Source organism: Mesorhizobium sp. B2-1-1 (assembly GCF_006442975.2).
Classification (GTDB): domain Bacteria; phylum Pseudomonadota; class Alphaproteobacteria; order Rhizobiales; family Rhizobiaceae; genus Mesorhizobium.
Window position 1 is genome coordinate 1,306,943 of sequence record NZ_CP083954.1, and the last position, 13,541, is coordinate 1,320,483.

The window sequence follows — 13,541 nt, forward strand, 5'->3', positions numbered from 1 at the left end:
GCCAGTCAGGTTTTTTGATGGTTGATTTGAAGCTTGCCGGGCGGCGGATTCAAAGACTGCGAAAGCCGCCGACGAGTTCCTCCATGTCCCTCGGTATCGGTGCCTCGAACCTCATCGATAGATGGGTAGTCGGATGGCGAAATTCAAGGAGCCAGGCGTGCAAAGCTTGCCGGGAGAAGGCCTTGACCTGGCTTCTCAGCGGTTCGGGCAACCGGTTGGCCTTGGTGCGAAAGGCTTGGCCGTAATCGGGATCACCGAGCACCGGATGACCGATATGGGCCATGTGGACGCGGATCTGATGGGTGCGGCCGGTCTCCAGCCGGCATTCAACCAGACTTGCGGTTGCGAATTCCTTTTGGTTTTCGCCGAAGCGCTCCTGCACCGCAAAATGGGTGACGGCGTGGCGGGCATCGTCGCGTCCTTCGGGTACTACGGCGCGACGTACACGGTCGGCGGCGCGGCCGAGTGGGGCATCCACCGTTCCGGCCGGCCGCTGCGGTATGCCCCAGACCAGCGCCAGGTAGGCGCGCTCGAGATCGCCTGTCAGGCCGTGATCGGCAAAGGCCTCCGAAAGCGCCTTGTGGGCGCGGTCGGTCTTGGCCACGACCATGACGCCGCTGGTTTGCTTGTCGAGGCGATGAACGATGCCCGGCCGGCGCACGCCGCCGATGCCGGACAGGCTGTCGCCGCAATGATGGATCAGCGCATTGACCAGCGTGCCGGTCCAATTGCCGGCGCCGGGATGGACGACAAGCCCGGCGGGTTTGTTGATGACGATCAGTTCGTCATCTTCATAGAGGATATCGAGGGCGATGTTTTCCCCCTGTGGCTCCGCCGGTTCCGGCTCCGGCATGGCGACCGAGACAGTTTCGCCCGGCGACATCTTGCACTTGGTCTCGACAACGGCCTTGCCGTCGACCAAGACCGCGCCCTGCCTGATCAGCATCTGCACGCGGCTGCGCGACATTTCCGGGCCGAGCCTGCCTGCCAGCCACTGATCGATGCGCTGGCCGGCATCGTCGGCGCCGGCCACGAGCACGATCGGTTCTGCCTGCATGAATTGGTCCTCTATCAATCCGGGGGCCTCTTCGTTATGAGCGCTCATCGAGAATCGTTCCGGAATGTTTGCCATGGCCCGCCCCGCCGCCGACGAAGACGCCGTTGTTGAAGGCGGGGAAAAGCCGCTCAACCCCGAGATCGAAAAGGTGCGCGGCAGGCTCATCCGCTTCATGGCCATCAATCTCGGCCTGCTCTTGCTGGCCCTTATGGTGGTGATCGCGGCGATTGTCTACAAATCACGCAAGGCAGCGCCGGTGAGCCCGCCGCTGGCCGGCGACATCCAGGTGCCCGCCGGCGAACCGCTCAGCGGAGACATCGTGCTGCCGGTCGGCGCCAGGGTGGTCAGCCAGTCGCTATCCGGCAATCGCGTCTCGATCGAGGCCGAACTTGTCGATGGCAGCCGCACGATCTTCGTCTACGATATGGGCGAGCGGCGCATAATCGGCCGCTTCGCAATCCGCAACAAATGAAGCCCGGCGCGCAATGACCGGCTTTGCCGAAAACCGTCATATCGCCACCGTTGCGCTGGTCGTCGACAGCTATGACGAAGCAATCGACTGGTATGTCGAGCGAATGGGCTTTGTGCTCCTGGAGAATGTGGACCTTGGCGGCGGCAAGCGCTGGGTGACGGTCGCGCCGGCCAGCGGGCGCGGCGCGCGGCTGCTTCTGGCCGAGGCCTCCGACGAGGCACAAAGGAAGAGCATCGGCAACCAGACCGGCGGGCGGGTTTTTCTCTTCCTGGAAACCGACAACTTTGCCCGCGATCATGCGGCGATGGTGGCGAAGGGCGTCGAATTTCGCGAGCCACCGCGCTTGGAGCCCTACGGCACGGTGGCGGTTTTCGCCGATCTCCACGGCAATCTATGGGACCTGATCGAGCCAAAACGCTAGCAGCAGCCAGCTTTTTCTTGATCCCGGGAAAGCCGGCGGACCCCAGTTGCTTTTTCTCCGCCGCCAGCCTATATCGCCGGTTCTTGAACGCGCCCATCGTCTAGCGGTCAGGACACCGCCCTCTCACGGCGGGAACAGGGGTTCGATTCCCCTTGGGCGTACCAAGAAGGCGACGGCTCAGCCGTTGATGATCCCTCCAGCATCAAACAATGTTCAAGGCCTCCGCGGAAGCTTCGTCATATGCGCGCATATGACCGCATGGAGCGCTGGCAAAAGCCGGGCTCGGAGCTATGGCATGGCGGCTTCGATTAACGTTTCGTTTACCTATAATCTGTCTATTGGAGACAATTCACCCGCGACCACGGATGTACTGGCGCTGCGGTGAAAACAAAGGTCGGCCCACTGCCGGCCTTTTGTTTTTTGGCCGGCCGCTGCGGGCAGGGCTGCCTCCAATGCTTTCGGCAAGAGCTTTCGCCAAAGCATATTGCCCTTGCCATCTCCAGCCCTACCATCAATCCTGACGATCGCACGCGGGCGGCCGGAAGGGTCGACGGTGGAGGAATTGCAATGAAAAGAACCGCTGGAATGCTCCTGATTAGCGGCGCATTGGCGATTGGCGCCACCTGCCCGTCGGCTGCCGCCCAGCTCAACACGATGGACGAAGTCGGCACGGCGATCCAGGCATGCTGGACGCCGCCGGCGGATGCTGGAAATTCCATCGTCACTCTGAGCTTCAGCTTCAAGCGCGACGGCACGCTGCTTGGTCCGCCACGGCCGACCGCCGCCAAGGTGGCCGGCGACGACAAGGCGCGAAAGTCGTTCATCGACGCCGCAATGACCGCGGTGAAGAATTGCACGCCGCTCAGCCTTTCGCCGCAACTGGCGCAAGGGATTGCCGGCAACGTGTTCACCTTGCAATTCGTATCTCCCAAGATCGGCCAATAGCTGTTTTCCGCAACTCTCCGCGCAGGGCGCGCCGCGGCTTAATGCGCTAGAGCCGTTCGGCGTTCGGATCGCCGATCCCGCTTCAATTTTTTACGCAATCCTGACGGAAAACGTCTGCCAGCCAGCCGCTCAGGTAGCGACTACCACCAAACCATCTCGCCCAGCACCGCCTTCACCGGTCAGTGGCTGGTACGCCGCGCCTCGGCGTGCCGCGCCAGGTCGGGTGTCTCGAAGACGTAGTCGTTCCAAGCCGATTCCGGGATTTGCCCGGCCAGATAGCATTCCAGCAGCAGGTTTTGCTCGGCGCTCAGGGGCCTCGGATCAAGTCCCAGGGAATGAAAAAGATTTCTTGTCAGTTCCGATACCGTGACCTGGATCGACATCTGCGTTCTCCTTCGCGCTTCAACGCGAAAGGACGGGCAAAGGTTTCAGGGCCCGTTTCCGGTAACGCCGGAGTGATTCGGCAGGCCTGCCAGCCGTCGGTCCGGCTGCATTGTTTTGCAGTTCGTCTCAACCTTGAAATAAAAATGCAATATTGAATTCACAGAGGTTCTTCTATTAAACTAAAGACAAGTCTCTCAATGCATGGAGACTAGAAAGATTAGATAAAACTCATTTAGCGAAAGCTTACCGAAGTCGAAAGAGTTGTCATTCCAGGTTCTCAGCAACAAGGACCGCGTCCTTCCGATGATCCGTTTCTGGTCCCCCATGATGATCGCGTTCGTCACCCTGACCGTGCTCGCGCTCGGCATGTCCAGTTCTTATGCCGACAGTTGCAGTGCAATAAGAAATCAGTTGTCTTCGGCCGGCCGTGGCGGCGGCACGAGCCCCGAGCTTGCCCAGTTGCACCGCCAGCTTGCCGCGATCCAAGGCATCGAGAGGCAGCGCAAGTGTACGGCGAAAAATTCCCTCGGTGGTTTCTTCAACGCATGCGCCGATCTTGCCAGGAACAGGAGCGAGGTGCAGCGCCAGATCGCTGCGGCCTCCAATTCAGGCCGGGACATGTCGGGGCTGCGGGCACGCTTTGTCGCGCTTGGCTGCGCGCCAGCGGCAAAGCGCGCGGCGGCGAAGACCCAATCGGTGTCTGCGGCGGCGCCAGCGGCGAGGGCAACGGGCGCCGGCAACGCGATGCTGTTCTGCGTGCGCCTTTCGGATGGATATTTCTTCCCAGCACCCAAGTCGCAGTTCGCCGGCAGCGACGATGTGAAGGATATGGCCGATCAATGCCGCTACATCTGCGACGAGCCGGGCGTCGACCTCTATACGCTCAGCGACGTCAGCCTCGAAACCGAAAAGATGGTCTCTCTCGACACGCGCAAGCCCTACACCGATCTGCCGACCGCATTCCGCTACCGCGACGACGTCAATTTCAAGGCATGTGACCTAAAACGCTACTACAGCAGGGTCGCCGAATTGAGGGCCCGAACGGTAACGCCCACAAACATGACCAATGCCATCATCCCCTTGCCGTCGGCCAAGCCGGACCTCGGCAGCGTCGCGGCAATTCCCGCGGCGGACGCCGAAGCCTCCGGGGCGGCCCAGCATCAGTCGATAGAGGCCGGCAAGCGGCCGGTGAGAATAGTCGGCCCGGCCTTCTTCCCAGCCGAATGATCATCCGCCTCCGGTTGTAGGCGCCGGTTTCTCAGCCAAGGTCAGTTTTGGGTGGCACCCATCAGTCGCAGACCATGCGAACCCTCTTTCCGGGTTCGCTGACATTCCTGCATGCCAGGGGCTTTTCCTCATCGGAGGACGGCGGAGGTGGCCTCGAAACTCTTGAAAGATGACGTCTCGGTGCGGCGCGCGGCGCGGGCCTGCGCTCGGAAAACCGGGTTGGCGGTTGTGGCGGCGCCGGAAAAGCGCCGTTTTCCATTCCGGACGGCCCGTATTCCACATTGGGCGGCGGCCGGTCCCAGAAACGCCGGGCATCGAGCGGGCGCGGAATGACGACGGTGCCGTCATAGCTGCGCGAACAGCCGCTGCCGAAAAGCAGCGCCGCGCTCAGCAAGCAAGGCACAATCCGTCCAAACATCAGCAACACCCCTGTATTGGCTTATAGCGCGGCTTCGATCCGGCCGACAACCGGGCGCAATGGCGCAGGCCAGGGCCCGTCCGGTGCGCAACGGCTTGTTAAGGTTAGCGGATCGTTAATGCTTCTCGGGCACATTCCGCCGACGAACCGCGGAGGGAGGGTTCGGCCTTGGATTCGGGGTGGGGACGGCATGGCTGAAGCGAACGAGACAGCCGGCGTGCGCGGCGAGCGCGGGTCGGGCGAAATGACAGTGAACGACGCGGCCTCGTTCACCGCAGGCATGGATTTGGCCATGCTACGCCAGCTGGTCGAGACGGGCTCGGACTGGATCTGGGAGACCGATGCCGAGCTGCGCTTTTCCTGGCTTTCGCACAACTACCAGGCGGTCACGGGCATCGACCCGGCCGCCGTGCTCGGCCGCTTCCGTTTCGATTTCCTGAAGCAGGTCCTGAACGGCAACCGCAGCGCGGCAATGCATCTGGAGGATCTGCAGGCGCATCGGCCGTTCCGTGACTTTGTCTACGAACTGAAGGGAGGTCGCGCCGATTGCCGCTGGGTGCTGACCTCAGGCTTTCCACGCTTCGATGACGAGGGGAAATTCGCCGGCTATCGTGGCATTGGACGCAATGTCACGGGATTGGCCGTCGCCTTCGAAGAACTGGAGCAGAAGCAGCAAGGAGAGGCGTCTTCGGGAGGCCTTCCCGACCTTCGCACGATGGTCGATTCGATGCCGATCGGGATCATGGTCCTCGACGCCGACCTGCGCGCCGAAGTGATCAACCAGGCCTTCTACAATTTGTGGAAAATCGATCCCCAGCGCGCCGGGATCGGCTCGGGCTTCCGCGAGTTGATGGAGGCCAGCCGCGCCGCCGATTCCTACGGCGCCGACGACGTTGCCTGGCAGCGTCATACCGCCGAGCGCGAGGCCGAGATCAGGGCCGGCGTCGCCGGCTCGAGACAATTGCCGCGCAATGACGGGCGTACCCTGGTTGCGTCGCTGGCCCCGCTGGCCGGCGGCAAGCGGCTCATCTCCTATGTCGATGTCACCGACATGAAGGATCGCGAGGCCGAGCTGGCCGACGCGCTGGAAAAGGCGCGACTGGCGGAAGCGGTGATCAACGGCGTCAAGGATCCGATCTTCGTCAAGGATGACGATCTGCGCTTCGTCTTCGTCAACGAGGCGTTTGCGGGCCTGTTCGGCCAGACGCCGCAAACCATGCTTGGCAAGCCCGGCGGCAATTTTCTCGCGCCGGCCGAGGTTGCGCTGTTCGAGAAAAGCGAGCGCGAGGTGCTGGCGACCGGGCGGCCTTACGAGGTGGAGGAAAGCTTCGAGGTCGACGGCGTCAACCGCTCGCGCGTCGTCAGGAAGAACCGCGTTAGAATGGTAAGCGGCCGCAACTACGTGGCCGGCTTCCTCTTCGACGTCTCGGACATGAAGGGCCGTGAGACCGAGGCGCAGGACGCCCGCAAACACCTGGCCAGCGTGCTGGAATCGCTGCCGGCCGCCGTGATCATCTACGACCGCGAGGACAATTTCGTTTTCGCCAACCGCAAGATGCAGGACACGCTGCCGGCGTTGAAGCCGGCGTGGCAGCCCGGCCGCACCTTCCGCGACGCGCTGGCACTCGGTCATTCGGCCGGCTATTTCCGCTCGAGCGGCGATCCGCAGGTCGATGCGCTCTATGATGGCGATCTCGATCCCTGGCTGGACAGCATCCTCGCCCGCTACCACCTGCCATACTCATCCTTCGAACGTCTCAATCCCGACGGTCGCTGGTACCAGGTCTACGACATGCGCACCGACGACGGCACGTTCATCGGTGTGCGTGTCGATATCTCCGAGATCAAGAGCCGCGAAAAGGCGCTGCACGATTCGATGCGGCAGATCGACCTGTTCCGGCACGTGCTGGACGAACTGCCCGTGGCCGCCTTCATCAAGGCGCAGGACCTCAGCATCGAGTTCGTCAACAAGGCCTGGTGCGCGATCACCGGGCTCGCCAAGGAAGACGTCATCGGCCGCACCGATCGGCAGCTGTTCGGCGACGAGGATGGAGAGAGCTACAGCCTGGACGACACCGAGGTCGCCCTCACGGGCAGCGTCAGGGAGGTCGAGGAGCCCGTCACCCATCGCGACGGCACGGTGCGGCAGTTGATGACGCGCAAGAGCCGGCTGGTGGCGCTGGACGGATCGGTGCATCTGGTCGGCTCCAGCACCGACATCACCGAGGTCAAGGCGCGCGAGCGGGCGCTGGAAGAAAGCATGCGCGAGAACGAGGTATTCCGCAGCCTGATCGACAACGTGCCGGTGTCGATCTATGCCAAACGCTCCGATCTCAGGCAATTCTACGTCAACAAGGGGTGGTGCGATCTCACCGGCTTCAGCAAGCAGGACGCGATCGGCAAGACCGATATCGAAATTTTCGGGCCCGACGGCGAAGCCTTCGTCAATGGCGACCTCGCGGTGCTGCGCAGCGGCGAAACCCAGGAGGTCGAGGAGACGGTGATGCTCCCGGACGGCAGCGTGCGCCACCAGTTCGCCCGCAAGGGCGCGATGATCGCGTCCGACGGGTCGCTCTACCTGATCGGGTCGACCACCGACATCACCGAATTGAAGCTGCGCGAGGCGGAACTGCGCGAGGCGCGCCAGCGCGCCATACTTGCCGACCGCGCCAAGTCGGAATTCCTCGCCAATATGAGCCATGAGATTCGCACCCCGATGAACGGCGTGCTGGGCATGGCCGAACTCCTGGCCAAATCCGATCTCGATCCGAAGCAGAAGACCTTCACCGACATCATCGTCAAATCGGGCAACGCGCTGCTCACCATCATCAACGATATCCTGGATTTCTCCAAGATCGATGCCGGCCAGCTGGTGCTCGATCCCGCCCCCTTCAATCTCGCCGAGGCGATCGAGGACGTGGCGACGCTGGTGTCGACGCGGGCCAAGGAAAAGGACCTCGAGCTCATCGTGCGCATCGAGCCTGGGCTCGAAAGCCTGTTCATCGGCGATGTCGGCCGCATCCGGCAGATCGTCACCAACCTGCTCGGCAATGCGGTGAAGTTCACCGAAGAAGGCCATGTGCTCGTCGACGTCACCGGCGAAAGTGTGCCGGACGGAACCAGGCTGACGATCTCGGTCACCGACACCGGGATCGGCATCCCTGAGGAAAAGCTGAAACAGGTGTTCGAGAAATTCAGCCAGGTCGACACCTCCTCGACGAGGCGGCATGAGGGCACTGGGCTCGGGCTCGCGATCACCTCGCGGCTGGTCGAATTGATGGGCGGCGACATCGGCGTGGAAAGCGCCGAAGGCAAGGGGTCGACCTTCTGGTTCACGGTCACGCTGCCCAGGGCCGGACAACAGAACGCGCAGCGCATCATGCCGGTGGACGTGACCGGCGCGCGGGTGCTGATCGTCGACGACAATGCCGTCAACCGCGCCATCCTGACCGAGCAGATGACGTCATGGACCTTCGATTCCTGCGCGGCCGAGAGCGGCGCCGAGGGACTGAAAGTGCTGATCGCGGCCGCCGCCTACGGCGTGCCGGTCGATTGCGTCGTGCTCGATTATCAGATGCCCGAGATGAGCGGCGCCGAGATGGCAGGTGTCGTGCGCAACACCGCCGGGCTTGCCGACACGCCGATCATCATGCTGACCTCCGTCGACCAGTCGCTGGCCAACACCAGTTACCGCGATCTCGGCATTGATGCCCAGCTAATCAAGCCCGCACGCTCCTCGGTGCTCCTGGAAACGCTGGTCGCCACCATCCAGCGGCATCGCCACGCCACGCATGTCGCCCGGCCGCTTGCTGTCGAGGGAGAAGGGGGGAAAGGTCCGCAACCATCGCCAGCGGCTGCGTCGGGGCAACGCGCGTTGCTGCAGCCGCCGCCGGTCAGGCCCCGGCTTGCCGCGACTGGCGGCGAGCAGCGGCTGGACATCCTCGTGGCCGAGGACAATGAGGTCAACCAGATGGTCTTCACCCAGATCCTCGGCGAGACCGGCTACGGTTTCGAGATCGTCGGCAATGGCCGCAAGGCGCTGGACGCATTCGGCAGGCTCAATCCCTGCATGATCCTGATGGACGTCTCGATGCCGGAGATGAACGGGCTCGAGGCAACCGCCGCCATCCGCCGGCTGGAAGAGGAAACCGGCACGCATGTGCCGATCGTCGGGGTCACCGCGCATGCGCTCAAGGGCGATCGCGAACGCTGCCTGGACGCCGGCATGGATGATTATCTGCCCAAGCCGATCAGCCCCAGGGCCCTGCTCGAAAAGGTCGAGCGCTGGGTCGGCGCTGGTCGCCAGGCCCGGCGCAACGCGGGATAGACTTTGCGCCTTCGGCCGGATTGCGGCGAGAATCACCCGGGGCCGGCTGCAGCCCTTCGAGCAAGACTATGGTGCGATCGCACCATATCAAAGCCGGCGTCCAGCCGGGACAATGACGGCATCGAATTTCCGCTCTCTTCTAGTTACGGGCGGGAGCAGCGACCGCCAGTATGAAGCAGCGTCAATCTACCCCAACGGACCTGTTTTTGGCGATGGCCCGGCCAAGACATCCTCTGGCCTCGAGCGACGCGCTCCCGTCCGGCTTTTCTTCGATCAGCGATCCATGCCGAATCCGATGGCTGTTTGGGTGGCCGGATAGCGCAAGTCCCTGATTCCCGAAGGCAAACCGGCGCCATGCCGCAGCCGCTAATCGCCATCGCCTTTCCAGGCGCCGGCGACGCGTTACCGGGCTGACACGAAACTGTCATGCGACTGTTATAATCGAACGCTATTGGCCTCAGCGGGCGCTGGCAAGGAATGGCGCCGAGAGACCATCTTCCGAACAGGAGCAGGCCATATGAGACATTTGATCCGCTCGGCGGCCGTTGCGATCGCAATGGCTGCGGCGTCCACCCTCACCCTTTCCGCGGCAATGGCAGCTGACATCTCCGGTGCCGGCGCCACCTTCCCTTACCCGATCTATGCGAAGTGGGCCGATGCCTACAAGAAGGAGACCGGCATCGGTCTCAACTACCAGTCGATCGGCTCGGGCGGCGGCATCAAGCAGATCAAAGCCAAGACCGTCACCTTCGGCGCTTCCGATGCGCCGCTGAAGGGCGAGGATCTCGAATCCACCGGACTTGCACAGTTCCCGATGGTGATGGGCGGCATCGTTCCGGTCGTCAATCTCGAAGGCATCAAGCCGGGCGAACTGGTGCTCGACGGCCCGACGCTGGCCGATATCTTCGTCGGCAAGATCACCAACTGGAATGACGCGGCGATCGCCAAGCTCAATCCCGACGTCAAGCTTCCCGACCAGGCGATCGCCGTCGTGCATCGCTCCGACGGTTCGGGCACCACGTTCAACTTCAGCTACTACCTGGCCGACGTCAGCGCCGACTGGAAGTCGAAGGTCGGCGTCAACACCGCGCTCGAATGGCCGGTTGGCATCGGCGCCAAGGGCAATGAAGGCGTCGCCAACAACGTCTCGCAGACCGGTGGCTCGATCGGCTATGTCGAATACGCCTACGCCAAGCAGAACAAGTTGACCTATGCCGACATGATCAACAAGGACGGCAAGAAGGTCGAGCCGACGGCGGCGGCGTTCTCGGCGGCGGCGGCCAATGCCGACTGGAGCTCGCAGCCTGGTTATGGCGTCATCCTGGCCAACCAGCCGGGCGCCGAATCCTGGCCGATGACGTCGGCGACCTGGATCCTGGTCTACAAGAAGCCCGGCGACGTGGCGGCGACCGGTGAAGCGCTCAAGTTCTTCGCCTGGTCCTACGCGAAGGGCGACGACATGGCCGGGGCGCTGGACTACGTTCCGATCCCCGACGCGGTCGTCAAGAGCGTCGAGGACATGTGGGCCAAGGACATCGTCGGCGAAGACGGCAAGCCGCTCTATTCCGCCATGTAATCCCTGCTGAACGAGGAGGGCGCTTCACGGCGCCCTCCCTGTCTTCCTTGAAACGCGAGGGCCAGATGACCGCCGTCTCCGAAGCCATGCCATCGTCGGCCGCCATGCGGGCCAGGGAAGCGACGGTCCGACGCTTCGCGCTCACCGATACGATTTTCCGAACGGCGACACGCTTTTCCGCCATCCTCGTCCTGCTCATCCTCGGCGGCGTGGCGATTTCGCTGTTTGCCGGCTCGTGGGAAGCGCTGTCGAAATTCGGGTTCTCCTTCCTGACGACCGAATCGTGGAACCCGGTTACCGAGAATTTCGGGGCGCTGGCCCCGATCTACGGAACCATCGTCACCGCCGCCATCGCTATCCTGATCGCCGTTCCCATCGGCATCGGCATCGCCATCTTCCTTACCGAACTCTGCCCGCGGCCACTCCGGCGCCCCATCGGCATCGCCGTCGAGCTGCTTGCCGGCATACCCTCAATCATCTACGGCATCTGGGGCCTGTTCGTGTTCGCGCCGTTCCTGCAGACGACGGTGCAGCCCTTCATCATCAAGCTTTTCCACGACGTGCCGGGACTCTCCAGCCTGTTTGCCGGCCCGCCCTACGGCATCGGCCTTCTGACCTCGGCGATGATCCTTGCCATCATGGTCCTGCCCTTCATCACCTCGATCACCAAGGATGTCTTCGACACGGTGCCGGCGGTGCTGAAGGAATCGGCCTACGGCATCGGCTGCACGACCTGGGAGGTCACGCGCCGCGTCGTCATCCCCTATACCCGCGTCGGCATCATGGGCGGCGTCATGCTCGGCCTCGGCCGCGCGCTCGGCGAAACCATGGCGGTAACCTTCGTCATCGGCAACGCCCACCGCATCAGCGGCTCGCTGTTCGCGCCCGGCACGACGATCTCGGCGACCATCGCCAACGAGTTCACCGAAGCCGACGGCGATCTCTATACGTCTTCGCTGGTGGCGCTCGGCCTGATCCTGTTCGTCATCACTTTCCTGATCCTTGCCCTTGCGCGCTACATGCTGCTGCGCATGGACAGCCGCACGGGAGCCTGACCGATGTCGACGGCCACATCGCTTCACAATCGACGCAAGCGCAGGAATGCCGTGATGATGACGCTATGCGTCACGGCGGCGGGCATCGGCCTGGCCTGGCTGGCGCTCATCCTCGGCGCACTGCTCTATAAGGGCCTGTCGGGTGTTTCGCTCTCTGTGTTCACCGAAATGACACCGCCGCCCGGCGATGCCGGCGGCCTGCTCAATGCCATCTACGGCAGTATCATGATGACAGTCATCGCCGTCATCGTCGGCACGCCGATCGGTGTCCTCGCTGGGACCTACATGGCCGAATATGGCCGCTTCTCGCGCCTCACCACCGTCGTGCGCTTCATCAACGACATCCTGCTGTCGGCACCCTCGATCATCGTCGGCCTGTTCGTCTACGAGCTGCTGGTGCGGCCGATGGGACATTTCTCGGCGATCGCCGGTGCCGTCGCACTGGCCATCCTGGTCATCCCGGTCGTCGTTCGCACCACCGAGGACATGCTCAACCTGGTGCCGAACGCCTTGCGCGAGGCCGGCGCCGCGATCGGCGCGCCGCGCTGGGTGGTCATCCGCTCGGTCGCCTACCGTGCGGCGCTGTCGGGCATCGTCACAGGCATATTGCTGGCCATCGCCCGCATTTCCGGCGAGACGGCGCCGCTGCTCTTCACGGCGCTCAACAACCAGTTCTGGTCGAGTAATCTCAATGCGCCGATGGCCAGCCTGCCCGTCACCATCTTCCAGTTCGCTCTCAGCCCCTACGAGGAATGGCAGCAGCTGGCGTGGACCGGCGCACTCATAATCACCCTTACGGTTCTCGGGCTGAGCATCTTCGCCCGCAGCCTTACCGGACGCAGAGAGGACAGATGAAACCGATGTTGTCCACCGAGTTGAATACGCCCGAAGTCGCGGTCGAGAAAGCCAAGATCGAGGTCAAGGGCCTCAATTTCTACTATGGCCAGTCGAAGGCGCTGAAGGATATCAGCCTGTCGCTGCCCGAGCGCAGCGTCACCGCCTTCATCGGGCCTTCGGGCTGCGGGAAGTCGACGCTGCTGCGCGTCTTCAACCGCATCTACGAGCTTTACCCGAGGCAGAGCGCCGAGGGCCAGGTGCTGCTCGACGGCCAGAATATCCTCGACCGTTCGCAGGATCTCAACCTGCTCAGGACCAAGATCGGCATGGTGTTCCAGAAGCCGACGCCGTTCCCGATGTCGATCTACGAGAACATCGCCTTCGGCGTCAGGCTCTATGAGAAGCTCAGCAAGGCGGAGATGGACGGCCGTGTCGAGCAGGCGCTGAAGCGCGCGGCACTGTGGAGCGAGGTCAAGGACAAGCTCAACGCCAGCGGCCTCAGCCTTTCGGGCGGCCAGCAGCAGCGCCTCTGCATCGCCCGCACGGTGGCGGTGAAGCCGGAGGTCATCCTGCTCGACGAGCCTGCCTCGGCGCTCGATCCGCTGTCGACCGCCAAGATCGAGGAGCTGATCGACGAGTTGCAGGCCGATTATACGATCGTCATCGTCACCCACAACATGCAGCAGGCGGCGCGCGTGTCGAAGCAGACCGCCTTCATGTATCTGGGCGAGCTGGTCGAGTTCGACCGCACCGAGAAGATCTTCACGTCGCCCCGCGAGAAGCGCACGCAGGACTATATCACCGGCCGCTTCGGCTGATCCC

The 13,541-nt window shown here is 63.1% G+C and carries 11 protein-coding genes and 1 tRNA gene; 10 read left to right on the forward strand and 2 right to left on the reverse strand.

What is annotated here, in order from left to right; all coding sequences use genetic code 11:
* Window positions 1-49: 49 nt before the first annotated feature.
* Entirely contained in the window at window positions 50-1,105 is a 1,056-nt protein-coding gene (locus FJ972_RS06375; RefSeq protein ID WP_140517878.1) for an RluA family pseudouridine synthase, read from the reverse strand.
* A 25-nt stretch (window positions 1,106-1,130) separates the two neighbouring features.
* On the opposite strand from FJ972_RS06375, the gene FJ972_RS06380 reads away from it, so the two are divergent.
* From FJ972_RS06380 to FJ972_RS06395, 4 genes are all read left to right on the forward strand, one after another.
* Window positions 1,131-1,529 (forward strand): fimbrial protein, encoded by a 399-nt coding sequence (locus FJ972_RS06380; protein ID WP_140517879.1) that lies wholly within the window; start codon window positions 1,131-1,133, stop codon window positions 1,527-1,529.
* A 13-nt stretch (window positions 1,530-1,542) separates the two neighbouring features.
* Window positions 1,543-1,950, forward strand: coding sequence for a VOC family protein (locus tag FJ972_RS06385; protein ID WP_140525467.1), 408 nt, complete (start codon window positions 1,543-1,545; stop codon window positions 1,948-1,950).
* An 89-nt stretch (window positions 1,951-2,039) separates the two neighbouring features.
* A tRNA-Glu gene (locus FJ972_RS06390) sits at window positions 2,040-2,114 on the forward strand.
* Between the two features lie 403 nt (window positions 2,115-2,517).
* Entirely contained in the window at window positions 2,518-2,895 is a 378-nt protein-coding gene (locus FJ972_RS06395) for a hypothetical protein (protein ID WP_140500560.1), read from the forward strand.
* 179 nt (window positions 2,896-3,074) lie between these two features.
* Here the strand turns inward: FJ972_RS06395 and FJ972_RS06400 are convergent, their stop codons facing one another.
* A complete protein-coding gene (locus tag FJ972_RS06400; protein ID WP_140500562.1) occupies window positions 3,075-3,278 on the reverse strand; it encodes a hypothetical protein in 204 nt (67 codons plus the stop codon).
* Between the two features lie 304 nt (window positions 3,279-3,582).
* Here FJ972_RS06400 and FJ972_RS06405 point away from each other — a divergent pair, with 304 nt between their 5' ends.
* From FJ972_RS06405 to pstB, 6 genes are all read left to right on the forward strand, one after another.
* Complete coding sequence (locus FJ972_RS06405; protein ID WP_140525468.1) at window positions 3,583-4,506, forward strand: DUF2865 domain-containing protein; 924 nt, start codon at window positions 3,583-3,585, stop codon at window positions 4,504-4,506.
* 608 nt (window positions 4,507-5,114) lie between these two features.
* Window positions 5,115-9,251 carry a PAS domain-containing protein gene (locus tag FJ972_RS06410; RefSeq protein WP_181173495.1) on the forward strand — a complete coding sequence of 1,379 codons (4,137 nt, stop codon included), beginning with the start codon at window positions 5,115-5,117 and terminating at the stop codon, window positions 9,249-9,251.
* Between the two features lie 517 nt (window positions 9,252-9,768).
* Entirely contained in the window at window positions 9,769-10,827 is a 1,059-nt protein-coding gene (gene pstS, locus FJ972_RS06415; protein WP_140500569.1) for a phosphate ABC transporter substrate-binding protein PstS, read from the forward strand.
* Between the two features lie 65 nt (window positions 10,828-10,892).
* Window positions 10,893-11,882 (forward strand): phosphate ABC transporter permease subunit PstC, encoded by a 990-nt coding sequence (gene pstC, locus FJ972_RS06420; RefSeq protein WP_140500571.1) that lies wholly within the window; start codon window positions 10,893-10,895, stop codon window positions 11,880-11,882.
* Between the two features lie 3 nt (window positions 11,883-11,885).
* Window positions 11,886-12,737: a phosphate ABC transporter permease PstA gene (pstA, locus tag FJ972_RS06425; RefSeq protein ID WP_140500572.1), complete on the forward strand. Its 852-nt coding sequence runs from the start codon at window positions 11,886-11,888 to the stop codon at window positions 12,735-12,737.
* Window positions 12,734-13,537, forward strand: coding sequence for a phosphate ABC transporter ATP-binding protein PstB (gene pstB, locus FJ972_RS06430; protein WP_140500574.1), 804 nt, complete (start codon window positions 12,734-12,736; stop codon window positions 13,535-13,537). Before pstA ends, pstB begins: the two co-directional genes overlap by 4 nt.
* The last annotated feature ends 4 nt before the right edge of the window (window positions 13,538-13,541 follow it).

Coding starts and splice junctions, on each gene's coding strand:
- pstA (WP_140500572.1), top strand. CDS start 11,886: ATGTCGACGGCCACATCGCTTCACAATCGACGCAAGCGCAGGAATGCC.
- FJ972_RS06395 (WP_140500560.1), top strand. CDS start 2,518: ATGAAAAGAACCGCTGGAATGCTCCTGATTAGCGGCGCATTGGCGATT.
- pstB (WP_140500574.1), top strand. CDS start 12,734: ATGAAACCGATGTTGTCCACCGAGTTGAATACGCCCGAAGTCGCGGTC.
- pstC (WP_140500571.1), top strand. CDS start 10,893: ATGACCGCCGTCTCCGAAGCCATGCCATCGTCGGCCGCCATGCGGGCC.
- FJ972_RS06375 (WP_140517878.1), bottom strand. CDS start 1,105: ATGAGCGCTCATAACGAAGAGGCCCCCGGATTGATAGAGGACCAATTC.
- FJ972_RS06385 (WP_140525467.1), top strand. CDS start 1,543: ATGACCGGCTTTGCCGAAAACCGTCATATCGCCACCGTTGCGCTGGTC.
- FJ972_RS06400 (WP_140500562.1), bottom strand. CDS start 3,278: ATGTCGATCCAGGTCACGGTATCGGAACTGACAAGAAATCTTTTTCAT.
- pstS (WP_140500569.1), top strand. CDS start 9,769: ATGAGACATTTGATCCGCTCGGCGGCCGTTGCGATCGCAATGGCTGCG.
- FJ972_RS06410 (WP_181173495.1), top strand. CDS start 5,115: ATGGCTGAAGCGAACGAGACAGCCGGCGTGCGCGGCGAGCGCGGGTCG.
- FJ972_RS06380 (WP_140517879.1), top strand. CDS start 1,131: ATGGCCCGCCCCGCCGCCGACGAAGACGCCGTTGTTGAAGGCGGGGAA.
- FJ972_RS06405 (WP_140525468.1), top strand. CDS start 3,583: ATGATCCGTTTCTGGTCCCCCATGATGATCGCGTTCGTCACCCTGACC.